Genomic DNA, 26838 nt, shown 5'->3' on the forward strand with positions numbered 1-26838 from the left:
TCGTTGAAAATGGCGACAAAGGTAGGGTTATGGGAGGAGATAAAAATTACCATTTGGTAATTTTTATCTCTATATTTAATAGGGAAAAGAATCTCTTATGTATATTCTATCAATTATTTGAGCATGTTGAAATCCTTTATTCCAAAAACTTCAGTGGATATTTCACCCAACCAACCGCTTTTACTATTAACACCCACTTGTACTTTGATAAAATCAACGTACTTCAGGTTTGCATCCTTACCGTCGAAAGTTACAGCATGGGATATCTTGAAATGATTGTCAGACGGTCCGGCATTATAGTTGTCATCATCTGTCAGACGATCAATGGCACTGAAATTATCAGCATATCCCCATTCATAACTATCATTTACCCAATAAGTACCATTACCGGATTGATCGTAATTACGCTCTTTCAGGCGAGTACCTCGCAAAGTATATTGTTTTTCCTTTACCCAGGCGGGATAATAATAATCTTGCCGGTGAAAAGCACCCAGATAATCAATAGACCCACTTTGACCATGATTGTCTGTCCATGGGGTGGGAAGCTGAATACCAGTTGGTTTATGATAGGTGACGGCATAGTCCTGCCAGGTTTCGGCTTTCCCATATTCGGATCCGCGCAATTCATACCAAGTGTCATTAGGTAACCCATCACCATTTTCGTCCTGCATTACCCATATAATTCCTGGTTCTGACGAACCATCAAAAGCGTTTCCTGTAATAGCAATGTTGTAATCTCCATCATTCACGATACTATGATCGAATCCAACGATGATGTATCCACCGAATCCGCCTAGGGAAACATAAGCCGTCTGATTGATTCGTTCTTCTGCATAGGTGCAGGCTTCTGCCATAGTTGTTGTGGTATGATTCTCATTGATGAATTGACCGGGAGCCGGTAAATATTCATATACTCTGTTCATTGACGCAGAACTTGTGGCGCTAATCTTCCGCTGGTATGTTCCTGCGGGAGGGCAAACATTGATTTTTAATGTTTGCGTAGCGAGTATATATGAGTTCCTCATTTCTACCTTTACTGTGTGTTCTCCCTGCTGCTCGGATGTAAACAGATAAGTATCATTTTCTCCGGATTGCACTTGTTCATTGTCCACAGTCCATGTATAGACTGCATCCAGTGCATTATTCACGTCAACCGGTTTGATACGGATAGTTCTGCCGGCTGACATGTTATATTCCGTTTGCAGGAATGTCCAGTTGAAATCTACTTGATCCGGTGAACAAACTTCTACTTTGAAAGTTACTTCGTCATCGCCATCTTCATTGTGAGTAGCAAAACGAACCTGATATTCGCCAAGCTCGATTGTGGGGAGAGTACAGGTTAATTCGTTCGAAATATCTTCACCGTTTATTTGCCAGGAGTAACTGGTTTCCAGAAAAGAATCTACTATAGGTGTAATGGTTAGTTCAGAGCCTTGAAGCACTTTGAAACCTTTGTCGGCATCCGCAATAGAGATAGTAGGTACATCAAGTTGAAAGACATCGATACGTATCTCCTTTTCTGTTGTCCCTCCGGCATTGGTGGCAGAAATCAGAATGAAATACCTGCCTGCTTCATCGGCTGAAAATGTCAGGGTGGAAGTGGTACAGATACTCTTTCCATCTATTGTCCAGTTAAAGGTCGTTTCCGAATCGGTATTTTCATAAATGGGAGCGATGGTTATCTCCCGACCAATTTTTGTTTTATAGATGGGGGATTCTTCTTTCAAGGTAATGACAGGAGCGGAAAGAAGAGGAGAGTCCTCCTCTTCTTTCACGCATGATATTAATGCTAACAGAACAAATAAAAAAAGTATAATATGTTTCATTAGAATCTCACTGCTACATCATCATAAGCAAAATAGGCAGGTTGGCTGAAACCATATCCGTTATCATTACTTCCAGTGACATTAAAGTCTATTTTGACCACTTTGCCTAATGCGGATAAATCCCATTTTGTCCATTCAAGTATATTACCCTCGGCTCCAACCAAATAAAATTCCGGACGTGTAGCTACTTCTTTTCCATCTTCATCATAACCGATAGCAACCAGTTTCACCCAATCATCTTTGCCTGCGGGTGCGGTCAAACCGTTACCGTTGGCCACACAGTTGGCTAGGTAGGTCGTCATAGTCACATACATGTGGTCAACTACACGAGCAACTCCGTCTCCAAAGTAAATATAGGGTAATGGACCGTTGGCATATCCGGAATTGTCTGCATAGCCGTAATGTACGCAGAAGTTTTTGGAACCATTATGTCCTCCAAAACCAGTTTTTGCATCCTGATAATAAACGGCTAGTTGGTGCTGGAAGTCTCCATGAGTAAGATCCATATCCAGATAATTGGAAATTGCGTGTCCGCCACCCCAGTATTGGTAATCACCCCATCCGTTAGGAAGTTCGGAAGCAAGAAAAGTGTTGTTTGCATCACTCCAGTTATAGAGTTGGTTATTCTTAGGATAAAGTAGTGGGCCACCATATTGTTGGCTGTCAATTAATGATGACCAGTTTCTTTCTCCTACCATGTTAGCATCACCTTTATAATCAACATCCTCGAATGTCAAGAAGTGTGCTTCACGCACTGCTCTTAATTGCATTTTTATTACTTTACCGAAAGCTTTGGACGGAGTGACAAGTATTTTAAGTTCACCATCTTTGACATCATCACCTGAAACTGCCGGAGCTGTGATTCTTAAGTCTTTATCATTAAGAACCGCTGTCCATCCTTGCGGAATAGCAATTAATGTTGCGTCGTCTATATTGGCAGTTGTAAGAAGATACGTCCTTGTTTCATTAGACGAGAACAAGGTATAATCCCTATTGGCAATGTCAAATGTATATGTTTCCCCTTTGGGCAATGTGAACGACGTTCCATCTGCAAGAGTAACTAGTACATGATTGTCATTAACTGTAACAGATTTGAAGAAAGAGTCTCCGTCTTGTCCTTCCGCTTTCACAGGTTTTCCGTCTGTTCCGTTAATGCGTTTGGCTCCTTCGCCTGTATCAACGGTCCAGTATCCGTCACTGTCAACTCCCATAACTGGAGTTGTACCCGTCACTTTTAACTTGTTAGTTGCATCCGGCAGCCATTCTGTAGTACCGTTGGTAGTAATGGTCCAGTAATATATTCCGTCTTCGTCAGCTTTCACTCCAATCACAGGAGCATCTGTACCATTCTTTCCATTTTTGATAGATACGGTGCTTCCATCACTGAAAGTTAATGTGTAGCCATCAGATGTCTGTTCCGTGTTGGTGATTACTTTCCCTTGATTTAATGCGTCTACCAAACTCTGTAAAGTTGTAATTTCAGAGTTCATTTTCTTGACTGTTGTTTCTAGTGTTTCTACTCGTCCGTCGAGATCATTGACTTTATCCCAGAGATCATCGTCATTGTAGCAACTGCATACTGTAACGACAGTGAGCAGTAAAAATAGAATTTTCTTCATTGCTTTTGTTTTTAATTATTAATAGAATTGTGAATTATTGAATCTCTTTTAGTTTCTTATCTGTAAAGGCAATATGTGCCGGAATGTCCCCCGTGATGACTGACCATTTCTTTTTTCCATCCCGGGAGAAACAGTATAATGTGCCGGGAGTCACATAGTCTTTGGCATCGGTGACGAAGAATTCACCTGTTTCCGGATTGATTGCTATTCCATAAGGTATCTTGATAGATTTTTCCGTACCATCTGTAATAAAATTGCGGGTATCAGTTTTCTTTGTTTTTGTATTATAGATGGCGTAAGAGACTGTCCAACTGTTGGTGTAATAACTCCATTCTGTACTGTATACATACAGTGAATCTCTGCAAATGGCCATTTCTGTATTGGGAAGAAGCGGTAGTTCTTCGATTACTTTATCGGTATTGGAATCTATTACAAATGTTTCGGAGTAAGTGTCATAATAATCTCCCCGGGATGAGACATAAATATTTCCGTATTGGTCTAATTCCATTCTATGCAAATTGATTCCCACATCAATGGTTTTGATAACTTTGAATGTGTTCAAGTCGATGACGGATACCGTACGGTCATAATTAGGTACGCGATACCCGCCGGAGTTGGCTACATAGAGTTTGTTGCCCACAATCACCATTTCTTCCGGCTGGTAGCCGACCACACAGGTGTCCTTGACAGTCAGTGTGGTAGTGTCAACACGTGCTACATACCCCAGTCTGGCGTTGGGATCTATTTTGACAGGGCCTGCATACGAACTGACGTATGCATATTTATCTTTAAAGACGATATAACGGCAATTAGGTATGGAAATTTGCGTGATGTGTTTTGCTGTTTCTACATTCATCACTTCTACGAAATGAGAACAGTTGATGATGGCATATAACTTATTTCCATAGATTTGGATATCATTTCCCACATCCCCCAATTCTTGTACGACTCCCGGGTTCCGTTCCGCATAGATATTCTTATGATAGATACCGGTTTCGTAATCAAAGTAATCAAGGGTAGCCTTGTTGCTTCCCATATTTCCTTCATTGAGTAGAAAGAAACCTTTGACAGAGGTGCCGCTTACTCCGGGAGTAACTTGGTTGGGAGTTGACGGAATAATGCGTTCATCTTCGCGACAAGAAGTCGACAGAAGAACAAAACAGATAATGATGGATAGAACAGATATTCTCATAACATGACGTTTAATTTGATTTTAAAACTTGTACCGGGCATAGGATAGCATTGCACTACTTCATATTGCTGATTGAAGATATTATTAATTTCTGTCGTTACACGTATTCCCGTTTTCCCCCATTGAAAAGTTTTGGATAGGGAAAAATCATGGGTATACCAAGGCTGTGCGTAGTTCTCCGGGATATTGGCGACTGCTTCATAACGTTCACCTGTATAAATGAAACTATAGTTGCAAGACCATGTTTGATAACTTCCATTGAGGATGATGGAACCTCCATGCCAAGGTATATAAGGAATCTGGCCTCCATACCATTCACTGGTAGGATCGGTAAAATCCTGTGCCTTTTGATAGGTGTAATTGAATAGAGTGCTAAGTTCCACCTTTCCGAAACCCCATTCTCCTCGTATGGCTGCGTCTAATCCCCGAATTTCCACATGTCCGAGATTTATCATAGTCCAACGGAACTGGTTGGAGGTAGGCATGGCAATGATTTTATCATCTACTTCATTATAGTAACCATCTATTTGTAAGTCCAGGCTTTTCAGCCAATGGTTATTCCAGGTGTGAGAGAAAGTGATACCCACATCGTATTGGGTGGTATATTCTGGTTTTAAGTCCTTATTGCCTATAAAAGTATAATACAAATCATTGAGAGTCGGCATGCGAAAGACTTTCTTATAAAAGGCCCGTACATTCAGAGGGAGCTTGGTCAATGGTTGCCAGGTGGCTATGACAGACGGAGTGTATTTGTTTTTGGTGCCTGCATTGGCTCCTTTGGTACGTGTATTGTCGTCGACATGAGTATATAACAGGCTCGCCTGCAACATGAGGCGGTTGAAGTCAAAGGACGTGGCGGCAGAAGTCAGGATTGTATTACGGGTTGGATAGACAAAATCTATGAGATCGGCCCGTAATGTATTCCATTGAAAATCGTTGGATAATGACATACTCCACCAGGGATAGATGGTGAATAAATGGGCGGCCGAAGCATAGATTTCTTGCTGTCGGTAGTGATTGTCTACATACATGGTGGTGACATCCAGTCTGGGATCGGATAAATAGTGGAGATAGTCATAAGCATATTTTCCGTTGGCTAGCAGACTGTACCAAGGCTTAAAATAGTTTTGAAAAGAGCCTTGCACAAACAGATTGGTATCCCACTGCCGGTCCTGATGGCGAAATTTACCCGGTTCTTCTCTTACCGCAGCTCCGGGGTATCCCCGTTCCGAATTGTATAGGTATGCTTTGGCTTTCCATTCTCCTTTGGGGATTTTTCCGAAGAATGCATTCTCCAAACGTAACATTCTTACGTCTCCATTTTGACGGACAGCTGTTGTGTCGTAACCATCTTTCTTGGCGTATGTGAATTTATATCGTCCTGATGTATACATATACTCCGTACTGATGGAACTGCTTATTCGTTCGTTGAAACGATGTTCCCAAAGTAGTGACGGATTGATGGTAGAGAATGAACCGCCTTTCACCCCGATGTTCAGATTGTTTTTCTTTTCCCCTTTGAATAGGGGTTTTCGTGTCTGCATATATATGGCACTTGCGGAACTATAATCTTTGGCAGGTTGGAAGATGGCACTTTTTTGACCATTATATAGTGAAATGACTTCCATATTATCTAATGAAAAACGGCCTAGATCGACAACTCCATTTTGCGCATTTCCTAATTCAATACCATCATAAAATACTCCGACATGATGACTGCCCATACTTCGTATATTGACGGTTTTTAGTCCTCCAATACCTCCGTAATCTTTTATCTGTACTCCGGAAAAGTAGCGCAAAGCATCGGCAACGGAGTAAACATTGAGCTTCTCAAGTTCTTTGCCGGACAGAATCTGTACAGGAGACATCTTTTTTTGCATCCGATTACTGTAGATAGTAACTTCTTTGAGTTTGAGAAGTGTATCAGACAGAGAAGTCTGATGCCGAACCTTGGATTGGGAAATGGCCGGTAATGTGGTAAATAAAGATAGAATCAAACATAATATCCACCGTAAATGGATACAATGCTTATTGTATGAATGGACTTGAATAGAAAGCATGTCTTTTATTTTATAGGTATAAAAAATCCGTTTGTTCAGATCTGAATTCAATCTACACAAACGGACATATAGCTATTATACCAAATAAAAGATAATTGCTTATTTTCTATTTGACTACTACCCGAAATCCCGCAGGTGTAAATCAGAGCATCAAGGCAGGTCTTCTGACTCATCCCATTTTGCAACGCCTTCCCAGATAAACTATCCAGTGACTTTCGTGTTGCAATTTTGCTCTCTGATTACAAGGAGCGGAGATTTACAGCAGCAGGTTCTGTTGCCGGTTTACACGGCATTCCCTTTTAATTCCTTAACAACGCAAAAGTTGTTCAAGGAAACCTTAACGGCACAAAGTTAGAAAGTTTTTATTAATTAGTTTGTTTTATTCTAAAAAAATATCCCATTGACCAATAACAAATATTCCGGCATCTGATCCTATTCTCTCCATTTGTTAGTAATCAATTGGATGGAAAAGGATATATTAATATGTTATCCCAACGACAGAATCAATATTTGTGCCGTCAATACTCGCAGGAACATGGTGAGCGGATAGACTGTAGCGTAACCAACGGCAGGCGCATCACAGGATGTTAGGTCATTGGAGTAAGCTAATGCCGGTGGGTTGGTGGTCGAACCTGCCAAAACCCCGATCAGCGTGAAATAATTCAGCTTGCAATAATATCGTCCTATCAATCCCGTAATCAGAAGTGGCAGGATAGTTATAATTACTCCGTAGCCTACCCATACATATCCTCCGCCATGAATGACTGTTTCTACAAACCCTTCGCCTGCCCCCAGACCTACACAGGCGAGGAAGATGGAAATACCGATTTCACGAAGCATCAGGTTGGCACTCATGGTGGTATAAGTAATCAGCTTGTATTTCGGACCGAAACGGCTAATCAGGATAGAAACGATGAGCGGACCGCCTGCCAATCCTAGTTTCACAGGTTGCGGAATTCCGGGAAATGCGAAAGGAAGACTTCCCAGAATACATCCTAAAGCGATACCTATAAAGATAGGAATCAGGTTCGGATGATTTAAGCGTTTCATGGAGTTGCCAAGTACTTTCTCTGCATGGGCAACAGCCAGTTCAGAACCTACAATGGTGACACGGTCTCCCATTTGTAACTGTAATTGTGGAGAGGCTACCAAGTCTACTCCCGAACGATTGATACGGGTGATGTTTGCTCCGAAGTTGTTTCTGATTTTGAGTTGTGAAAGCGTTTTTCCGTTCAATTCCGGTTTAGTAATCAGGATACGGCGTGAAATGAGCTCTTTGTTCAGTTGTTCCCATTCCATTTTGATTTCCTTTCCGAAGAATACAGTGATTGCTTCCACGTCAATCGGGGTAGAGATCACTAATATGATATCCCCTACATGTAGAATTGTTTCGGAATTGACCAATTCGGTTTCTCCACCCTCGCGGTGTTTGATGCGGGAAATGACAAACTTACGGTTCAGTAACGGGCGGAGTTCTTTAATCCTGATGCCGTCTACCGATTCGTTTCTCACTTCAATGGAGATAGGACGTACGGTAAGTTCCTGGAGATGTCCCAGACCGACTTCCGCTTCTTTTTCTTCTTGAGCAGTATTGATGCGAAGGAGATATTTCAAAGCAAGCAGTGAAAGGATGATACCTACTACACCCAGCGGATAACTGACAGCATATCCTAAAGCAATTTCGGGAGCATCTATACCATTCAAATCACTATTGGCCTGTTGTGCGGCTCCCAGCCCCGGAGTATTGGTGACGGCTCCCGACAGAATACCTACCATTGTGGTAATCGGAGTTCCGGTGGTGAAGTGCAGGATAACAGTAATGGTTACTCCTAATACTACTACCAGCATGGCCAGCATATTCAGGGTAAAGCCACCCTTTTTGAATGCTGAAAAAAAGCCGGGTCCTACCTGCAAACCAATTGAGTAAACAAACAGAATCAGACCGAATTCTTTTAGAAAGTGGAGCAGGTGTTCGTCCAGATTCATGTTGAAATGACCGAATACGATTCCGACAAAGAGTATCCAGGTAACTCCCAGAGATACTCCCCACACTTTGATTTTTGCAAGGATGATTCCAAACGCTATGGTTAGTGACAGAATCAGTACGGAGTGTGCCACTCCGCCGCCCCAAAGATTGGGGTAACCTTCAAATAAATTTCTTAGAACTTCCATTGTGATTATTATATGATGATATTTAGTTTAGCTAAAAGTACCCCCGGAGAAATCACTTCTGCGGGGATACGCACACATTGAGCATGACGGTCTAATGCCGTCCTTTTGATATTTTAGCTAGAGAGAATTTATCCTCCTTCAATCATTTCCGATGTCATGACTACTCGATTATTTTTTACAGTTTGCCGTTTTCCTATCCCACGAGTAAAAACAACTATAAAGGTATGAATGGCAGGTCTTCTGACTGACTCCCTTCCTGATTCCTTCCCGACCTTGACTATCTATACCCGGTCAGTGGTAAAAGTAAATATCAAGAAGTTGAATAGAGTTTCACAGCAGCGGGACTGTCCGGGATTTACACCCGATTCCCTTTTAATTCAGATAGTTGATATGGCTATCTGAAACCAATTCGGGGGCAAAGATAGCGAATTTATATAGAACCCAAATGAATGCTACCTATTTATTTTATACACAGTCTGATTGTTGTCGGATATCTGTTTGTTTATTTGATGCGTACTCTCATCTCCTGCACATCAAACGTGACGGATTCATTTCGGAAAAGTCTTTCTATATGTCCGCTGGCCACCATTTCCGGAGTAGGCAGCGTGTACATCTGCGGATTATCTATGAGCATGATGGAGTCGCAAAGCGATAAGGCGATGTCGAGGTCATGAGTGGAGAATAAGACACATTTTTTTTCTTCCTGTGCCAATTTTTTTAAAAGCAAACAGAGCTCGTAGCGGTTGGGTAAGTCCAGGAAGGCGGTCGGCTCATCAAGCAGGATGACAGGAGTATCCTGTGCAAGGGCACGGGCAATCATGATTCGCTGACATTCGCCATCGGACATTTTATCCATTGTCTTTTCTGCATAACTGGACATACCGACTAGTTGCATAGCGTCGTCCACCCGCTTTTGGTCTTCCGGTTGCAGTTGGCCGATCCAGTTGGTATAGGGAGCACGCCCTAAGGCTACTACATCTTTACAGCGGAGATTAGCGATGCGTACTTTATCGGTGGTGACAAAGCTGATATTCCGGGCTAATTTTTCCGGTTTCAATGAAGCTATGTTTTTTCCTTGCAGAGTAATTTCTCCTGATTGAGGCTTTTCCAGTCCCATCATGGCACGGAGCAGGGTACTCTTTCCCGTTCCGTTACGTCCTAACAGGGCAACGAGTTGTCCGCCTGTGATTCGGGCATTTACCGTTTCCAACAGCGTGCGCTGTCCATATCCTAATGTCAGTTCTTTAAGCTCTATCATTTGAATCTACGCAAGTTTTTAGCAATTACCCATAAAATAACCGGAACACCTAGCAAGGCGGTGATGCAGTTAACCGGAAGCAGAAACTTCTTGGCGATGATGTCGCAGAGAAGCATGCTGATAAGCCCTGTCAGCATGGTGCCGGGGACCAGTATCCGGTGGTCGGCGTTGTTGAACAGCAGTCGTGTGACGTGCGGTACTGCCAGGCCGATAAATCCTACCGGACCACAGAAAGCGGTGACCGTTCCTGTCAGCAGTGCGGTAGAAACGAAGATGAACGTGCGTGAACGTTTAATGTTCATTCCCATCGTTCGTGCATAATTTTCACCGAGCAGTAGCAGGTTCAGCGATTTGATACAGGCTACGGAAATCAGTAAGCCGATACATAGCATTGGTATCATGATTCCCAATTGGGTGACTGTGATATGGCTAAGAGATCCCATTGACCAGAGTGTGAACATTTTCAGTTGTTCGGCCGAACTTAGGTATTGGAGTATCTGAATGATAGCGCCTGCTACGTAGCCTATCATGACTCCCATAATCAATACACCGAGAATGTTTTTTACTTTCCGGCTGATAATGGCTACTCCCAATAAGATTACGGCAGTTCCTATCCAGCCCGAACCTACGATACCCAGCGACTGAAGAATTGGAAACTCCGCCCATCCAAGTAATGGAGCACCTAGTATGAACAGAGCTACGCCCAGTCCTGCACCGGAACTTACTCCCAGCAGGTAAGGATCTGCCAACGGATTCTGGAATACTGTTTGCATTTGTAAACCGCTAACGGAGAGTGCTATTCCTATCAAAGCCGCTACCACTACCCGTATGAAACGGATAGAAAGGAGAATATTCCGTGTCATTTCGTCACATTCGCCTCCGGTGAGTACAGCCCATACCTTGGTGATAGGAATATATGTATCTCCCGTTGCCATGTCTATCAGTAATAACAGTATGGCAACTATCCCCAGTGTAATGAATAAAAAGGGAGTACGTTTATCAGGCTGTTTCATTCCAGGTGTCTGTAATAGTAAAGTGAATCGGATACGAGTTCGGGGTGAAAGATATGAATCAGGTCACGCAATACGACGTCGGGACGTACCACTGCAGATTCCCAGTAGTCATTACCTCCTGTTGGTGTTGTTCGTAAATTGTTGTTGTAAACAGTTTTTTCGCGTACAGCTTTGGCGTCTACAAATTTAGGATTGACCGTCTTTAGTTCATCCAACGTAGAAGCCATGCCTACATTAATCCAGTAGTCGGCCTTTTGTATCAGTTTGTAAGCCGTTTCCAGTCCGATGGGAGTGGAACTGTTAGAATTGTTTTCTTTGTAGATGTAATCCGCACCCGCATCAGTTACCAATTGTGCCATGTAACTTTGTGTGGAAGGCATCACCCAACTGTCGTTCCACGGGGTATTGAGCATAACGGTAGGACGTTGCTCTACCGATTCGGTGAGCGCTTTCAAAACTTGATAACGTTTAGGGATTTCACGGAATATCTCGATGCCTTTTTTCCTGCTGTCTGTTAATTCGGAAAGAGCTACCAGCCATTCGGCTTTACCAAGCGGTGATTCCTCCAAATATTCTCCTACATACATATAAGGTATAGACAGTTCTTTCAGTTTGTCTGTTACGGCAGTTTGCGCATCTCCGATACCGTATAACAGGACAACATCCGGTTTCAGTCCCAATAATAACTCATAATTCATTTCGGGACCCATGTCTTTAATGGAATCTTTGTGTGCAAGGATATATGGATTGGATACATAGTCGATGCCCGATACTCCGATAATTCTGTCCACTTGTCCTAATGCGTCGAACATGGCGATGTAGGAAGAAGCCATACATACGATGCGTTTGGCTCCGGCAGGAATCGTAGGACCGGTAAATCCGGCAGGCGCTTGTTCACCGTTGCGGGAAATGAAATAAGACATTTTCACGTCTTTGGCTCCCTGCCATGGATTGGAAACCTGAATAAGTGTGCTGGCGGTATTGTTCGCACCCATAATCTTGAATCCGGTAGCATATTCAGGTGTATAGACATCCTGTTTGAAAGCCTCGAGAGAAGTCTTCTTGTTGGATATACAACTAGCCAGAAAGAGAAGACATAGCCATGTGAGGATTGAAATAGGAGATTTCATCTTTATTCGTGTATCTTTTAAATGAATAAATAATTTTCGGTGTCTGAAGATTGACATTGTGGGGCAAAGATAAGTATCTTTGGAGATATTCTTTCTTTTTTTATTGCATTTTCTCCGAAATCATTCCTATTTATGTATCTTTGCAAGGTGAATTTTGGTGTCACTTTTCCGATGCTACGGAAAGAGTGGTGAAAAGGGAATCAGGTGAAAATCCTGAACAGACCCGCTGCTGTAAGCTCCGCTGAAGTTTTCCTGCAATACTCAAATCCACTGTCTCGATCATGAAGAGGCGGGAAGGGCGTCAGGAAAATGGAGTAAGTCAGAAGACCTGCCAGAATGAAGTTTTCGATACTTTCCGGGAGTAAGGTTCGAAAAATACTTGAATAATCTGAAGATTAATCTTATAGATAAAATATGAGCAGATATAATAGTATGCGGCTGAAAGGAAAATGCTGGCCGGTTGTTTGCCTTTTGTTATTTCTCGTTTCTTGTGGACAGAAGAGTAAAAACAATACGCAGGCAGTCGGAGTGGCGGTTAGCGCCTCTGATTCCTCCCGGATCATTCTTCCGGAATATGCTGAAGGTTTCGAAGTGCAATATGTAGAGGGAGGGTGTCTGGTGACCATTCAAGACCCGCAGAAAGAAAAAGGTAAAGGGGAAATTTATCAGTATGCGTTTGTCAGGGATAAGGAAGCCTTTGCGAAAAATAAAGTATCCGCTGATTATGTAGTGCAGCCCGTTCCGATAAAGAATATCATTTGTATGACTTCGTTGCAGCTATCCAATTTTATAAAACTGGATGAGCTGGATCATGTGGTAGGTATTACAAGCACCCGCCATTTGTTTAACGAGGAAGTAAAACGCCGGTTGAAAGAGAAGAAAATTCGTAAGATAGGGATAGAGGGGAACTTTGATAATGAAGTCATTATCTCCATGAATCCCGATCTGATTCTGATTTCTCCTTTCAAACGGGGAGGATATGACGCATTGAAAGAGGTAGGTATTCCTTTGATTCCGCATTTGGGATATAAAGAGAATTCTCCCCTCGGGCAGGCAGAATGGATTAAGTTTATCGGTCTGCTGATTGGAGAAGAGGAGAAAGCAAATGTAATCTTTGATTCGATTAAGGCTGAATATAATACATTGAAGCAGCTGACGGCAAAGATTGAGAAAAAGCCGGTTGTTTTTAGTGGTGAGCTGCGTGGCGGCAACTGGTACGCCGTAGGAGGACGTAATTTCCTCGCACAACTTTTTCGGGATGCCGGTGCAGATTATTTCCTAAAAGATGATCCGAATACAGGTGGAGTGACTTTAGACTTTGAGACTGTTTACAGTCGCGCGGAAAGTGCTGATTATTGGCGGATATTGAACAGCCATAACGGCACGTTCACTTACGACGCCTTGAAAGCACAGGATTCCCGGTATGCTGATTTCCGGGCATTCAAAGATAAAGGAGTGATTTATTGTAATCTCAAGGAGAAACCTTATTATGAGAATGTTCCCACTCATCCGGAAGTGCTGCTGAAAGATTTGATTAAAGTATTTCATCCGGAACTGCTACCGGAATATACTCCCGTTTTTTATGAGCTTTTAAAATGAGAAGGGTATGAAAACTCCTGTCTGGTTGTTGATGCTTCTGTTGGTTGGATTGATTTTTTTTCTTTTCTTCCTGAATCTCGTATTGGGTTCTGTATCTATACCGTTTCGTGCTGTATGGGATATTTGCCTGTGGGGAGATCATGAGAACCACATCTGGACGAATATTATCTGGAAATCGAGAATGCCCCAGGCAGTCACTGCGTTGGTTGCCGGAGCAGGGTTGTCCGTCAGCGGATTGCAGATGCAGACAGTTTTCAGAAACCCGTTGGCAGGGCCTTCAGTGTTAGGGATTAGTTCCGGAGCAAGTATGGGAGTGGCTTTTGTCGTTTTATTGTCAGGCAGTCTCGGGGGAGTGGCGTTGAGCAGTCTGGGGCTGATTGGTGAATTGGCGCTGACGGTTGCCGCTATTGCAGGAGCATTGTCTATCATGGCGCTTATTGCTTTCGCCTCACAGAAAGTAAAAGGAAACGTGACTCTGTTGATTATCGGTGTGATGATTGGTTATGTAGCCAATGCCGTGATTGGAGTATTGAAGTTTTTCAGCGTCGAAGAAGATATTCGCGCGTATGTCATTTGGGGATTAGGAAGCTTTTCCCGTATTTCCGGTGACCAGTTATTCCCATTCCTTTGTACAATGGCTGTACTTCTTCCACTCTCTTTTCTGTTGATTAAGACATTGAATCTGTTGTTGCTTGGAGACAGTTATGCGCGAAATCTGGGCTTGAATATCAAACGTGCCCGTTTGTTGGTAATCTCCTGTTCCGGAGCTTTGGTGGCGATTGTAACGGCTTATTGTGGCCCGATTGTTTTTCTGGGACTGGCTGTTCCGCATCTTTGCCGTGCTTTGTTCCGTACTTCCGACCATCGGATATTGATGCCTTCTTCTTTACTGGTAGGGGCGGCAATGGCGTTATTGTGTAATCTGATAGCCCGTATGCCGGGATTTGAAGGTGCTTTGCCGGTCAACTCCGTCACAGCTTTGGTCGGTGCACCGGTGGTAGTGTCGGTGTTGTTCCGTAAGCGTAAGGGAGAGGTAAATGAATGATAATCAGAACAGGGAGAAACTTAACATGCAAGAGCAAGAAACCATAACTATCAGGAACCTGGCCACAGGCTATAAAGGAAAGCATAAAACGCATATCGTAGCCCGTGATATAAATGCCAGTATTTATGCTGGCGAACTCACTTGTCTGCTTGGAGCCAATGGAGCGGGGAAGTCCACTTTGTTGCATACACTGTCCGGTTTCCTACCGAAATTGTCGGGAGAGATCCGGATCATGAATAAAGAGGTTGAGAAATATTCCGATGCGGATATGTCGAAAGTCATCAGTGTGGTGCTGACAGAAAAGTGCGACTTGCGTAATATGACGGTGGAAGAGATGGTAGCGTTAGGAAGAAGTCCTTATACTGGTTTTTGGGGAGTGTTGAAGAAAGGAGATAAAGAAATTGTTTCCCGTGCGATAGCCGGTGTAGGGATAGAGGTGCTAACCGGTCGGATGATGCATACGTTGAGTGACGGAGAAAAACAAAAGGTGATGATTGCCAAAGCGTTGGCGCAGGAAACACCTGTGATTTTTCTGGATGAACCGACTGCTTTCCTTGATTTTCCAAGTAAAGTGGAGATGATGCAACTGTTGCATCGGTTGTCCCGCGATACGGGGAAAACTATTTTCATGAGTACCCATGATTTGGAACTGGCTTTACAGATTGCCGATAAAGTCTGGATGATGGATAAAGAAAACGGTGTGACTATCGGAACTCCTGAAGACTTGTCACTGAATGGTACATTGAGTAACTTCTTTTCCCGTAAAGGAATCATGTTCGACCAAAATACGGGATTGTTTAAAATCAACAATGAATATTCTGTAAAGATGCATCTTGAAGGGCATGGTCAAAAATATGCGATGGTCAGGAAAGCTCTTTTGCGAAATGGAATTCTGGCAGGGCGTGAGATTGAATCTGATGTTTACATAGAAACAGGTAATCTTCAGACGGAAGGATTTTTGCTGCATTTGCCGGAGAATGAAGTTCGAAAAGCGGAAGACATTGAGGTATTGCTCAAGTTGGTGTCCGGTTATCTAGTGAATAGCAGATATAGTTGATTCAAAAAATCCTCAAAACTGTATGGAAATGAGCCGAAATATAATCTCTTAACACTCTACTACAGAATTAAAAAGTAAAAAATTGCTGTCACCTGTCACATGTTTGTATTTAAACATCTGACAGTGAATGAGTAGTGGTGTGACGGCAGCATGTGACAGCACAGTGACAGTACTTTTGCTGTCACCTCTTCTCCTTCTTTTAGAAGCAAGTTCCAAGCAAGTTTCCTTTGTTTGAAACTAAAGTTTCAACAAAGAGAAACTAGAGTTTCCAGCCTTGAAACTGATGGTTTCAAGCAATTGGAACTAGAGTTTCAAGCTTATGGAACTAAAGTTCCATCCCATGAAACCAATGGTTTGAAGGTATGAAACGAATGTTTTCCTATGACTAAAAAATATGAAGCTATACAGGTTGTGATTTTCAGGAAAGAGAAAAGGAAGAGAAGAAAGAATCGTGGGAGAACATGTGACAGCAAAAGTACTGTCACTGTGCTGTCACATGCTGCCGTCACACCACTACTCATTCATTGTCAGATGTTTAAATACAAACATGTGACAGGTGACAGCAAATTTTCACTTTTTAATTCTCTAGTAGATGCTCGCTGGGATTATATTTCAACTTATTTTTTATGACTTGACTTATTTCAAAACCGTATAGAAATAAACCTGTCAATAATAGATTTAGAATAGGGTAGAGTGAAATTGATATGAAATCTCCCCAGTCTCATTGATTAATAAAATGGCGAGCTCTCCTTTGGGAAAAAGTGGTGTACAGTGTATATGACATAGTTGTACCAACTTGTTGAACAAAATTTCTTTATCTTTCTTGTTTGGTATTCCCCATAGTTCGCGGGCAAGCGTCATTTGTTCGATCAATGCTAAAGTCTCATCTGAACAGCTGCACTGAATAGCTATTTCTTTTAAAAAGTCTTTGTTCATTATGACTTTCTTGCTGTGAGTATCCAAGTGTCCTTCTGCCAGTTTTACCGCTTTTCCTATCATAATCCCCATGCTTACCTTTTGAAAACCAGTCTCTGCTGCTATTTTTAATGTCTCTCCGATAAAGTTTCCGTAATGCACAAAAGCCTGTGGAGGGAGATTCGGATAGAGGCTCCGGACAAATTTCTCACTTTTGGCTCCGGAATTGATAACCAATCGTTCCGCATTAATTGCATAGGCCACTTCCACTTCCTTGCGTATGGCATCGACGAATGCTTCCGAAGAAAAAGGTTTCACAATACCCGAAGTTCCGATAATGGAGATCCCTCCAATAATTCCCAATTTCGGGTTGAATGTTTTCAGAGCCAGTGTTTCTCCTTCGGGAACGCTGATAGTTACGTCCAGCCCTCCTCCATAAAGCAAGGATAGTTCATTGACGATCATTTTCCGGGGAGTCGAATTAATGGCAGGTTCACCGACGGCTAATCCCAATCCGGGAAGTGTGACTTTTCCCACCCCTTTTCCTTGCAGGAAATGTATGCCGGGAGAATCGGAAAAAGATACAGTGGCTACAATCTGATGTCCGTGGGTAACGTCCGGGTCATCTCCGGCATCTTTGATGACACTGGCAGTGGCGGTATTCTCATCCGTTTTTTCTACCTTATATATAGGTAGGACGACCCTTTCTCCATCCGGTAATGTCACTTCCGTTTTTTCTTCAAAACATTCTTCTGTCAATGCAAGTAAAGCGGCTTTGGCTGCGGCTGTTGCGCAGGTTCCGGTAGTGAATCCACTTCTTAGGGCATAAAATCCCGGTACATTTAGTTCAACAGCCCGTCTCAATCCGTATTTCCCATTTACTGTAATAAAACCCTCGGGCAGGGGAGGACGGCGGACCACATAAATTTTGATTCCGTTTTTCAGAGCAGCTTCTATTTTTTCGATGAAGCCTCCCGAACTGCCGCTTTCTTTTGTGATAATCGCTTGCGGGGAAAGTTGCTTAAAAAGGAGTGATTCATCTTCTTCGGGTTGATAGAAAATCAGTTTTTCTTTGGGGAATCCTGCCTTTATGGCAATATCTACGGATTCCGACCGTTCCAGAACCCGAAAGATACAGTCATGCTCTTTCCAGAAACCTTGTAGCTTGGTAATAGTTTGAGTGCCGGTAAGAGCCAGTAGTTTCTCTATACCGTCCTGTTTCATACGGGCGACGGCATCTTCGAAGTCATCACACCAAATGATTTCCTCCGATAATTCCGGATAGATACGTTCCAGACGTACTACCTTGATCGTTAATTCTTTTGCCGCGAGGAAGATATTCAGGTGGAGTTGTTGCGCAAATGGATGGGCGGCATCTATTATTAATCGGATGTCGTGTTCACGGCAGAAAGAAATGATTTTTTCTGAATCCATGTTGCCGGTCAGTCGCGTCATATTTCTGCACGTGACTTCCTGAAGGGTGCCACGTGTGGAATAATAAAAGGGTTGTCCTGCTTCATCGAGGGTTTCAGCGGCAGTGCGTCCCTCCGTCGTTCCTCCGAAAATCAGTATCATGGGCGGAAAAGATGTTTGAATTCATCAGCATATAGTCTGGATAATCCCTCCCGGTGGTCGATGGCATTACCGACTACAAGCAGGGTAGTAAGAGTCAGATGGTTGTCACGGACAATTTGAGCAAGATCTTTCAGCTTGCCGCGATATATCTTTTCTTCTTTCCAAGTGAGTTTGTAGCAGGCAGCTACGGGCGTTTCGGGAGAGTAGGCTTGCAAGAGTTCTTCCTGTACCTGCTCCACAATAGCAGCACTTAGATAGATGCACATCGTGCTTTGCGAGCGCGCCAGCAAATGAAGTTTTTCTTTCTCGGGCATCGGTGTCCGACCCTCTCCACGTGTGAGGATAATGCTTTGCACTTCTTCAGGAATGGTGAACTGTGATTTGAGGGCGGCTGCTGCGGCCTGAAAAGAAGAAATGCCGGGAGTGATGTGATACCTCATTCCGTATTGGTCGAAGAATGCCATCTGTTCGGCAATAGCTCCGTAAATACACGGGTCACCTGTGTGGAGACGTACCACAAACAATCCCTTGTCATAGAAAGACTTCATGAGGGTGAATTGTTCCTCCAATGTCATGTCTGCCGAACTTCTAACGGTAGCGCCCGGTTTGGCGTAATATGTCAGTTCGCGGGGCACCAGACTGCCGGCATAAAGAATGAGGTCTGCCTTTTCCAGCATTCTCTTGCCTCTTACAGAAATCAATTCCGGGTCGCCCGGACCGGCCCCCACAATCTCGATATGCCCGTTGTTGCGGTCACTATCAGCAGAAAGTGCTACGGCAAAGGTAAAATTATTTCCTTCGGATAGTATTCTTTTTTGCTTTTCCATCAACAATCTGCCGTAATCGGAGGCACGGATAGCAGAACTTTCGGCCACCCCATCAACGCCTGTCACTTCTTTCACTTTTTCGGAGGGATTCGGAACGCTGATATCTGCCAGTTCTTCGGCTTTATAAATATGTAGTTCACTGTTTGAGAACTGCGTATGTAATTCTGCAATCAACGGTTCGTCTTTTTTCAGTTCAATCGTTGAAATGCTTTTCACTGCAAGTGGAGAAAGATGGTGTCGCAATAATTCATCTTTCATATAAATGCAGACTCCTTGTGGAGAACATTCTTTTTTGCAGCCTACCCCGATATGAAGCACGGGCGGATAGAACTGCAGTGTCGGGATAGGAGCGTCATATTCCCACGGACCAACAGTGATGAGTAATTGGTATTCGGCCAGCGGTATTTCTTCCAATCTATAATAGATATCTGTATGTTCCGGACAGCTCTGTTCAAGTTCGGCCGTTCCTTTATCCTTGACACTAAGCAGCAGGGCTGTCTTGTGTTTATTCACAAACTGAAAAATAGCCTGATTCATGGAAGCCGGTGTTGCCGAAGTTCTCCATCCGTAACGGGAGGTAAACGTATCCAGCGCCCACAACTGTTGATTATCACTTTGGGTGGTGACGATGGCTTCCCCTCCGGTGATTCCCGCAACGATTCGTGTCAGTTCATTGCCGCCTCCGATATGTCCGGACAGTACGGAGATAACGAAACGTCCGGTACTGTCAACGTTAATCACTGCCGGATCGGTATATTTGTTCCGGATGCAGGAAGCAATACTTCTCACACAGATGCCGAGTGCACCGATAAAAACGATTGCTTTAAAATCGGAAAAATGTTCTTTCATAAATCCGCTGTACGAGGTGATTGTTTCGCATCCCTCTGCTTCTCCTTTGAGGTATATGGCGGATTCTGCTAACTCTCTGCTTATATTCCTGGCTATGGGCAGACTTGACTCGGAAATTAAAATGATTGCTGTCTGAACGCTCTTTTCCATCCTGAAAATAATTAATTGAGGTAATGTTGCAAAAGTACAATAATAATCAGTTTCTTTTCTTGAGAGGTAGTGTAAATTTCGTGTTACTAAAAATATTTTTAGATATGTTATGAGATACAAATTAAATGTAGTAATTTTGCAGCACTTTAGGTGATGTTTTCAATCGTCCGATTGAACATAAAAGGGAATCCGGTGTGAATCCGGAGCAGTGCCCGCTACTGTAACATCCATCTATTGAAAGTTTTACTACTGCCACTGTGCCGGATGCACGGGAAGGCGAACTTTCAGGATGAAGTCAGGAAACCTGCCTAAGGAAGAAACAATAGTTAACTTGTTCTCGGGGCTAAGAACATAAACTATAGAAATTTAAGCATAATCACAAAATGTTGAAAAAACTTATTTTGACCACCATGTTGGTCGGTGTATGTTGTGTTGTGTCCGCTCAGGTTACAATCAAGGGGCGTGTGTTGAATTCTGAAACCGGAGAGCCTGTTGTCGGAGCGAATATTCGGGTGGACCATAGTCTGCAGGGGGGAACTACGAATGCAAAAGGAGAGTTTATAATCAAGGGATTGCCTGATGGCAAACAAACCCTGCAAGTATCACATCTCAATTATGAACCGCAACGGTATTCCACTTCAAAGAGTGTAAATGACGTCGTGATACGCATGACGGAAAGTCATAACAATTTAAATCAGGTGGTAGTGACCGGAACCGGAACACATCGCCGGATGGTGGATAGTCCCATCCCGGTAAATGTCTTGACTGCCAAAGATATCAAGGAGGCCAATGTTACGAATCTTGAGGAGGCTCTTACCAAACTCACTTCTAACTTTTCTTTCTCTACCAGCGGTATGGGAACGGAAATGGTGCTTAATGGCTTGAATAGCGATTATATCCTTGTATTGGTGAACGGTCGGAAACTGATTGGCGATGATGCGTTGATGCGCATCAACATGGCAAACGTGAAACGAATTGAAATACTGAACGGTTCGGCATCTGCGCTGTATGGTAGTGACGCCATTGGTGGAGTTATTAATATCATCACGGATGATAGCAAAAACAAGATTGACGCATCGAGCACTACTAAGGTGAGTGACCACGGACGTTTTTCGGAAGCTGTGAATCTGGATTTGAATGTTGGCAAACTTTCATCGTATACTTCTTACCAACGCCAACAGTCGGATGGCTGGAAACTTCATCCGATGACCGAAACGGTGAATAAAAAAGGGGAAGTGAAACTGGATCCTACCGATAAACAGGCTTTCACCGGTTATCATTCGAATACGGTCAACCAGAGTTTCTCTTATTCTCTGAATCATAAGACAACGCTGTATGCACAGGGTTCGTACTATAATTTCCTGAACGACCGTCCGGTAACGGAATATAAATATAATATGTATCATGAGAATTATACGTATGGTTTCGGTATGAAGTATATTGTGAATAAGAAAGCATATATCGATGCCGATTTTTATTCGGACAATTACAAGTCGGCTTATGACTATATTCAGGAAAGCGGTGACTTTAAGATTGGAGATAAGGAAACACGTAAGAAACAATATTTTTACCGGGGAAATGTGAAGAGTATCATCAAGGTGAACAGCAAGAACAAACTGTCTGCCGGATTGGAATATCTGGATGAAAAGCTGGAAAGTGAATCGGACAATATCTCTAATAAGACGCTCTACACCATGGCTTTATATGCACAGGATGAGTGGACGATTGCCGAATCTCTGCAAGCAGTAGTGGGATTGCGTTACATTTATAATGAAACATTTGAAGATCATTTCACTCCGACAGCTTCTATTATGTATAGGGAGGGTGGTTTCCGTGGCCGATTGTCTTTTGCAACAGGTTTCCGCACGCCTACTCTTTCTGAAATTTACGCTACGGATCTGGCAAAGACTACCAATCGCTATACTATCGGAAATCTGGAACTGAAACCGGAAGAAAGCAAGAATTTCTCATTGAATCTGGAATATACTCATTCCCGTTTTTCTGTATCAGCAACGGCTTTTGTAAATAATGTGACGGATATGATTAATTACCGTACTTTGAGCGATGAAGAAGCTGCACAGTACGGTGATTATGATGAAGTGCGCCAGCGTGACAACATCGATAAAGTGAGAATCAAAGGGGTGAATGTAAATGCAAATGCTTACCTGGGACTTGGATTCAATCTGGGAGCCGGCTATACGCTGTTGGATGCAAGAAATCTGATAACGGACAAACCGATTGACAAAAGTGTCAAGTATGCAGGAAACGTAAATGCGCAATGGTCTAAGAACTGGGGATTGTATGGACTGAACATCAATATGGTTGGTCGCGGACAGGGAAAGAGATATTCCGAAACGTATGACTATGATTCATCCGGTTTTATGCTTTGGGATTTGAATACAGGACATACATTCAATCTGAAATATTTCATTCTGAATGCCGGTTTGGGTGTTGAGAACCTGTTCGACTGGGTAGACGACCGTCCCTGGAATACGAAGAAACCTTATTCGACCATTACACCGGGAAGAGCTTTCTATGCAAGCCTGACGATTCGTTTTAGAAAATAAGGATAAGAAATAATCGATAAGAAAGATGGAAGATTTGAAACCGGTATATATCGTTTCTTTAGGTCCGGGTGAAGCGGGGCTTATCTCTTTGATAGGAGGTGCTACACTATGTCGGGCAAATGCTATTTTTTGCCCGAAAACAAATGCGCGTTCCCGGTCTTCTGTTCTTCTGAAAGAATTGAAGATAAAGAAAGAATCTATCAGACGCTATACATTGCCGATGAGTAAGAAGCGTGAGATGGCTTATGAGGCTTACGATAAGGTTTTTGAAGAAATAGTCAGCCTGTATTCGGAAGGTTTATGTGTGGCGATAGTGGCTGAAGGAGATGCCGGTTTTTATTCTTCTACCAGTTATTTGGTCGGAAGGCTCAAGAAAGCGGGAATACCTATCAAGCAGATTGCCGGTGTTCCGGCGTTTATTGCAGCGGCGGCTTCCATCGGTCTTTCCATTGTGGAACAAGAAGAACGGTTGACGGTGTGTCCGGGAAAAGTGGACAGAGAACTGTTCAGCCGGATTGCTTCCGGTAGTGAAGTGGCGGTAGTGATGAAACTATCGCAGTGTGAGGAGGAAGTGAAGCATTTTATAAGTTTGGAGGAAGGACTTGTCTGTCATTATTTCGAGAATGTGGGAGCGGACGGGGAATTTTATACGTGTGATAAGAAAGATATATTGGCAAGGGAATTTCCTTATTTCTCTTTAATGATAATAAAAGGTAGATGAAACGAATGAGACAAATATGGTTAGCAGGACTTGTTTTGTTGTCTTTATCCGCAGAGGTAAGTGCACAGAGCAATGTCGCCATGCAGGATTCGATTCCTGAAATAGTGGTGACAGGTACGGGAACGGAACACTATCTGAAAGATGCACCTGTGCAGACGGAAGTGATTAGCCGCAAAATGCTGGATAGTTATGCAGGGGCTACCTTGGAAGATATTTTGAGCGGACTGTGTGCTTCTTTTGATTTTAGTGCTGGTGATATGGGAGCCAATATGCAATTGGGAGGACTCGGCAATGGTTATATATTAATCCTTGTTGATGGTAAGAAGATGCATGGTGATGTAGGCGGACAGAATAATCTGGGCTTGATCGATCCGGCTCGTATTGAACGTATTGAAATCGTGAAAGGAGCTGCTTCGGCACTTTACGGAAGTGATGCTATTGCAGGAGTGGTGAATATTATATTAAAGAAACACCGCGAAAATATTTTGATAGAAAATACAAGTCGCGGCGGATCGTATGGAGAATTCCGGCAGTCGAATACCGTACAGTTCAAGGTTGGTAAATTTACTTCTTCCACTAATTTCCAACTGAAGCATTCAGACGGATGGCAGAATACAACTTATGAAGATCCGAACCGTTATGAATATCCTATAACCAATTCCATCAATAAGACTGTAAATCGCTATACGGACTGGCAAGTGGCACAGCGTTTCGATTATCAGGCTACAAAGGATTTGAGCCTTTACGCTGACGGTAGCTTTTATCGCAAACGGATATATCGTCCTTGCGGAGTGCCTGACTATAAGACTTATGATTTCCTTTATCGTAACTCTTCTGTTGCGACAGGAGGTAAGTTGAAGCTGAAAAATAGCAATAGCATTATGCTGGACGTCAACTATGATAGTCATGCTTATTATTATATGTACACTCGCGAGACTTGGGATAAGGAGTATGATGATAGTGGCAAGGAGATCAGTTTTCCATATTTCCCTGGTGATAAAGGATTGCAAAGCGATCAAAGCCGCTTGTTATTGCAGTTGAAAGGTATATTCAATCTGCCATACTTCAATCGTTTGAGTGTGGGTACTGATACGGAAATCAATTGGCTGGATGCTCCCCGTCGACTGGATGAAAAAGATCAGGTATCCGATTATACGACCTCTTTCTATGCGCAGGATGAATGGACGCCTATTGAACGGTTGAATATCACAGCGGGAGGGAGACTGACAGTGAATCAGAACTTTGGTGTGCGCATCACTCCGAAAGTATCGGCACTTTATAAGTTAGGAGCTTTTAATCTGCGTGCTACCTATTCGGAAGGATTCAAGACACCGACACTGAAAGAATTGCATTACCGTTATATCCGTCAGATGTCAATAATCTCATTGAATCTGGGAAATACGGAGTTGGATCCACAGACCAGCCGTTATGTTTCCGGTGGACTGGAATATAATGGAACTCGTTTCAGTATCAATGTCACGGGATATTGTAACTGGGTAGATAATATGATAACTCTAGTCACTATTCCTCTTTCGCAGGCTCCGGGTGATCTGGTTGTTACCTATGATCCTGCCCGTGTACGCCAGTATCAGAACATGGATGATGCCCGTACTTATGGGGTGGATGTGAATGCCAAATGGACACCGGTCCAATCACTGACTCTGACAGGAGGTTATAGCTATCTGGATACTGAAGCGAACCAATATGATGAAGAAGATCAAGTGATGAAACATGTCATTATTGATGGTATGGCTCATCATCGTGCTACTGTGAGTGCCATCTGGACGCATGCGTGGAGACGGAGTAACTATCGTCTTGGCATTGGAGTTTATGGACGTATTCAGAGTAAACGTTATTATCAGGATGATGGAAATGGCAAGGCTTATAATCTTTGGAGGCTGAATACCCGTCACCAATTCAAATTGGGCAAACGATGGAATGCCGAGGTGAATGTGGGAATCGATAATATCTTCAATTATTATGAGACAACGTATCACAGCCTGAATTATGGTACAACTACAGCGGGACGAACTTTCTATGGTTCATTGATGATACAATTCGGACAAAAAAAGACAAAAAATACATGATGTTTAACCCTTTAAAATTTTAAAGACATGAAACAGTTTAGATTTATGATGATGACAGCTTTAGTAGCTGTAATGTCCCTTTCGGCAGTATCTTGCTCCGACGACGATGATGATGTGGCAAAATCCAACCACGATAAGAAGATGGAAGCAGTAACTGCCGAAGTACAAGCCAACAAAAAGCATGATACAGCCTTGCTGCTAGTGACTTTTGGTAGTACGTGGGATGCGCCTCAAACGACTTTCAATAATATGAAAGCGCAGTTTGCTAGTAAGTTCCCTAACATGGATATTTATTTTTCTTTCACTTCGGAGATTTGTATGACCCGTTGCGCGGCAAAAGGTTGGAATTATTATGCACCTTCTTTCTATTTGGAAGCTATTGGTCTGGCAGGATATAAGACGGTTTGCGTGCAATCTCTTCATGTTATTCCCGGCGAAGAATTCCTTCGGGTACAGAATGTCGTGAAAGATTTCCATAATGATGGTGAGCACCCGGAATTTGCCAACGTGAAAGTATATTTGGGTGGTCCGTTGTTGGAAACAGAGGAAGATGTAACCAATGTAGCAAAGATTCTGCATGAAACTTATAAAAGTAAAGTGGAGTCGAATAATATTGTGACTTTCATGGGACATGGAAATCCCGAAAATTATAACTACGGGAATGGTAACTCTCGCTACACGATGATGGAAGCAGAGTTGCAGAAACTTAATTCTAATTATTTTGTGGCTACTGTAGATATGGAAGATAATTATATAGACGATATGATTTCCCGTATGCAGGCAGCTAACAAGAAATCAGGTAATGTGATCTGTCATCCGTTGATGTCTATTGCAGGCGATCATGCTAATAATGATATGAAGGGTGGTGTTGGTGCCACGGCTGAAGAAGGAAGTTGGCGCTATGAATTGGCAAAAGCCGGATATACTTGCCCGTTGGCTAACTGTGATATCAAAGGATTAGGTGATTATTCCAAGATTGTAAGCGTATGGGTTAGCCATATTGAGAAGAAGGTCGCTGATAATGATGCAATGTATGATCCGGATGCGGAAGAAGAATAATTGGTTGATTAGTTGAGTGTGAAATAATCATACTGCTAATAAACAAAATAAAGCCAACCAAAATGGCCGTATTTGCTATAAATAAAACGGGATCATTTTAGTTGGCTTTTTATATAG

Annotated in this window: 17 protein-coding genes and 4 riboswitches; of the genes, 7 read left to right on the forward strand and 10 right to left on the reverse strand. The window is 42.9% G+C overall.

Translation table 11 applies throughout. The features are described from left to right. Positions 1 to 113 precede the first annotated feature (113 nt). The 8 genes from HMPREF9009_RS10525 to HMPREF9009_RS10560 form a co-directional block, all read right to left on the reverse strand. On the reverse strand, positions 114 to 1826 hold the full coding sequence (locus HMPREF9009_RS10525; protein ID WP_049702088.1) for a PKD-like domain-containing protein: 1713 nt from the start codon (positions 1824 to 1826) through the stop codon (positions 114 to 116). Next, the gene (locus tag HMPREF9009_RS10530) at positions 1826 to 3445 is read right to left on the reverse strand and encodes a PL29 family lyase N-terminal domain-containing protein (protein WP_004312387.1); all 1620 of its coding nucleotides are present in this window, start codon (positions 3443 to 3445) and stop codon (positions 1826 to 1828) included. The genes HMPREF9009_RS10525 and HMPREF9009_RS10530 overlap by 1 nt, the downstream gene beginning before the upstream one ends. A 34-nt stretch (positions 3446 to 3479) precedes the next feature. Next, a complete protein-coding gene (locus HMPREF9009_RS10535) occupies positions 3480 to 4637 on the reverse strand; it encodes a DUF5074 domain-containing protein (RefSeq protein ID WP_004312388.1) in 1158 nt (385 codons plus the stop codon). Further along, entirely contained in the window at positions 4634 to 6697 is a 2064-nt protein-coding gene (locus HMPREF9009_RS10540; RefSeq protein ID WP_008024894.1) for a TonB-dependent receptor, read from the reverse strand. The genes HMPREF9009_RS10535 and HMPREF9009_RS10540 overlap by 4 nt, the downstream gene beginning before the upstream one ends. Before the next feature lie 136 nt (positions 6698 to 6833). Continuing rightward, positions 6834 to 7052, reverse strand: a riboswitch (cobalamin riboswitch). Between the two features lie 131 nt (positions 7053 to 7183). After that, entirely contained in the window at positions 7184 to 8869 is a 1686-nt protein-coding gene (locus HMPREF9009_RS10545; RefSeq protein ID WP_049702089.1) for a putative transporter, read from the reverse strand. 212 nt (positions 8870 to 9081) lie between these two features. Continuing rightward, positions 9082 to 9293, reverse strand: a riboswitch (cobalamin riboswitch). A gap of 78 nt (positions 9294 to 9371) precedes the next feature. Next, a complete protein-coding gene (locus HMPREF9009_RS10550) occupies positions 9372 to 10127 on the reverse strand; it encodes an ABC transporter ATP-binding protein (protein WP_049702090.1) in 756 nt (251 codons plus the stop codon). Continuing rightward, positions 10124 to 11140 carry a FecCD family ABC transporter permease gene (locus tag HMPREF9009_RS10555; protein ID WP_049702091.1) on the reverse strand — a complete coding sequence of 339 codons (1017 nt, stop codon included), beginning with the start codon at positions 11138 to 11140 and terminating at the stop codon, positions 10124 to 10126. The genes HMPREF9009_RS10550 and HMPREF9009_RS10555 overlap by 4 nt, the downstream gene beginning before the upstream one ends. Continuing rightward, positions 11137 to 12270, reverse strand: a complete 1134-nt coding sequence (locus HMPREF9009_RS10560) for an ABC transporter substrate-binding protein (RefSeq protein ID WP_049702092.1) — start codon at positions 12268 to 12270, stop codon at positions 11137 to 11139. The genes HMPREF9009_RS10555 and HMPREF9009_RS10560 overlap by 4 nt, the downstream gene beginning before the upstream one ends. A gap of 138 nt (positions 12271 to 12408) precedes the next feature. Next, positions 12409 to 12621, forward strand: a riboswitch (cobalamin riboswitch). A 63-nt stretch (positions 12622 to 12684) separates the two neighbouring features. Here HMPREF9009_RS10560 and HMPREF9009_RS10570 point away from each other — a divergent pair. The 3 genes from HMPREF9009_RS10570 to HMPREF9009_RS10580 are packed head-to-tail and all read left to right on the forward strand — an operon-like array spanning position 12685 to position 15971. Beyond that, on the forward strand, positions 12685 to 13869 hold the full coding sequence (locus HMPREF9009_RS10570; RefSeq protein ID WP_081354154.1) for an ABC transporter substrate-binding protein: 1185 nt from the start codon (positions 12685 to 12687) through the stop codon (positions 13867 to 13869). Positions 13870 to 13876: 7 nt separating this feature from the next. Beyond that, positions 13877 to 14914 carry a FecCD family ABC transporter permease gene (locus tag HMPREF9009_RS10575; RefSeq protein WP_008024880.1) on the forward strand — a complete coding sequence of 346 codons (1038 nt, stop codon included), beginning with the start codon at positions 13877 to 13879 and terminating at the stop codon, positions 14912 to 14914. Positions 14915 to 14939: 25 nt separating this feature from the next. Beyond that, a complete protein-coding gene (locus tag HMPREF9009_RS10580; RefSeq protein ID WP_032812070.1) occupies positions 14940 to 15971 on the forward strand; it encodes an ABC transporter ATP-binding protein in 1032 nt (343 codons plus the stop codon). Between the two features lie 678 nt (positions 15972 to 16649). Here the strand turns inward: HMPREF9009_RS10580 and cbiD are convergent. Both cbiD and cobM read right to left on the reverse strand, forming a co-directional pair. Continuing rightward, positions 16650 to 18461, reverse strand: a complete 1812-nt coding sequence (gene cbiD / locus HMPREF9009_RS10590; RefSeq protein WP_008024877.1) for a cobalt-precorrin-5B (C(1))-methyltransferase CbiD — start codon at positions 18459 to 18461, stop codon at positions 16650 to 16652. Further along, on the reverse strand, positions 18458 to 20287 hold the full coding sequence (gene cobM / locus HMPREF9009_RS10595; protein WP_008024875.1) for a precorrin-4 C(11)-methyltransferase: 1830 nt from the start codon (positions 20285 to 20287) through the stop codon (positions 18458 to 18460). Before cobM ends, cbiD begins: the two co-directional genes overlap by 4 nt. Positions 20288 to 20418: 131 nt before the next feature. After that, positions 20419 to 20614, forward strand: a riboswitch (cobalamin riboswitch). Between the two features lie 56 nt (positions 20615 to 20670). Between cobM and HMPREF9009_RS10600 the strand changes: the two genes are divergently transcribed. From HMPREF9009_RS10600 to HMPREF9009_RS10615, 4 genes are read left to right on the forward strand one after another with little or no spacing between them, the layout of a single operon-like run. Then, entirely contained in the window at positions 20671 to 22854 is a 2184-nt protein-coding gene (locus HMPREF9009_RS10600) for a TonB-dependent receptor (protein WP_008024874.1), read from the forward strand. 25 nt (positions 22855 to 22879) lie between these two features. Beyond that, positions 22880 to 23575, forward strand: a complete 696-nt coding sequence (locus HMPREF9009_RS10605; protein WP_049702095.1) for a precorrin-2 C(20)-methyltransferase — start codon at positions 22880 to 22882, stop codon at positions 23573 to 23575. Beyond that, complete coding sequence (locus HMPREF9009_RS10610; protein ID WP_232313577.1) at positions 23572 to 25662, forward strand: TonB-dependent receptor plug domain-containing protein; 2091 nt, start codon at positions 23572 to 23574, stop codon at positions 25660 to 25662. Before HMPREF9009_RS10605 ends, HMPREF9009_RS10610 begins: the two co-directional genes overlap by 4 nt. A 27-nt stretch (positions 25663 to 25689) precedes the next feature. Beyond that, positions 25690 to 26721, forward strand: a complete 1032-nt coding sequence (locus tag HMPREF9009_RS10615; protein WP_008024868.1) for a sirohydrochlorin cobaltochelatase — start codon at positions 25690 to 25692, stop codon at positions 26719 to 26721. Positions 26722 to 26838 lie beyond the last annotated feature (117 nt).

The sequence above is a fragment of the Bacteroides sp. 3_1_13 genome, from assembly GCF_001185845.1.
In the GTDB taxonomy this organism is placed as follows: domain Bacteria; phylum Bacteroidota; class Bacteroidia; order Bacteroidales; family Bacteroidaceae; genus Bacteroides; species Bacteroides xylanisolvens.

Bases quoted from the DNA above. Each gene is read 5' to 3' on its own strand.
- HMPREF9009_RS10525 (WP_049702088.1), bottom strand. From the start codon at position 1,826: ATGAAACATATTATACTTTTTTTATTTGTTCTGTTAGCATTAATATCA.
- HMPREF9009_RS10530 (WP_004312387.1), bottom strand. From the start codon at position 3,445: ATGAAGAAAATTCTATTTTTACTGCTCACTGTCGTTACAGTATGCAGT.
- HMPREF9009_RS10535 (WP_004312388.1), bottom strand. From the start codon at position 4,637: ATGAGAATATCTGTTCTATCCATCATTATCTGTTTTGTTCTTCTGTCG.
- HMPREF9009_RS10540 (WP_008024894.1), bottom strand. From the start codon at position 6,697: ATGCTTTCTATTCAAGTCCATTCATACAATAAGCATTGTATCCATTTA.
- HMPREF9009_RS10545 (WP_049702089.1), bottom strand. From the start codon at position 8,869: ATGGAAGTTCTAAGAAATTTATTTGAAGGTTACCCCAATCTTTGGGGC.
- HMPREF9009_RS10550 (WP_049702090.1), bottom strand. From the start codon at position 10,127: ATGATAGAGCTTAAAGAACTGACATTAGGATATGGACAGCGCACGCTG.
- HMPREF9009_RS10555 (WP_049702091.1), bottom strand. From the start codon at position 11,140: ATGAAACAGCCTGATAAACGTACTCCCTTTTTATTCATTACACTGGGG.
- HMPREF9009_RS10560 (WP_049702092.1), bottom strand. From the start codon at position 12,270: ATGAAATCTCCTATTTCAATCCTCACATGGCTATGTCTTCTCTTTCTG.
- HMPREF9009_RS10570 (WP_081354154.1), top strand. From the start codon at position 12,685: ATGAGCAGATATAATAGTATGCGGCTGAAAGGAAAATGCTGGCCGGTT.
- HMPREF9009_RS10575 (WP_008024880.1), top strand. From the start codon at position 13,877: ATGAAAACTCCTGTCTGGTTGTTGATGCTTCTGTTGGTTGGATTGATT.
- HMPREF9009_RS10580 (WP_032812070.1), top strand. From the start codon at position 14,940: ATGCAAGAGCAAGAAACCATAACTATCAGGAACCTGGCCACAGGCTAT.
- cbiD (WP_008024877.1), bottom strand. From the start codon at position 18,461: ATGATACTGATTTTCGGAGGAACGACGGAGGGACGCACTGCCGCTGAA.
- cobM (WP_008024875.1), bottom strand. From the start codon at position 20,287: ATGGAAAAGAGCGTTCAGACAGCAATCATTTTAATTTCCGAGTCAAGT.
- HMPREF9009_RS10600 (WP_008024874.1), top strand. From the start codon at position 20,671: ATGTTGAAAAAACTTATTTTGACCACCATGTTGGTCGGTGTATGTTGT.
- HMPREF9009_RS10605 (WP_049702095.1), top strand. From the start codon at position 22,880: ATGGAAGATTTGAAACCGGTATATATCGTTTCTTTAGGTCCGGGTGAA.
- HMPREF9009_RS10610 (WP_232313577.1), top strand. From the start codon at position 23,572: ATGAAACGAATGAGACAAATATGGTTAGCAGGACTTGTTTTGTTGTCT.
- HMPREF9009_RS10615 (WP_008024868.1), top strand. From the start codon at position 25,690: ATGAAACAGTTTAGATTTATGATGATGACAGCTTTAGTAGCTGTAATG.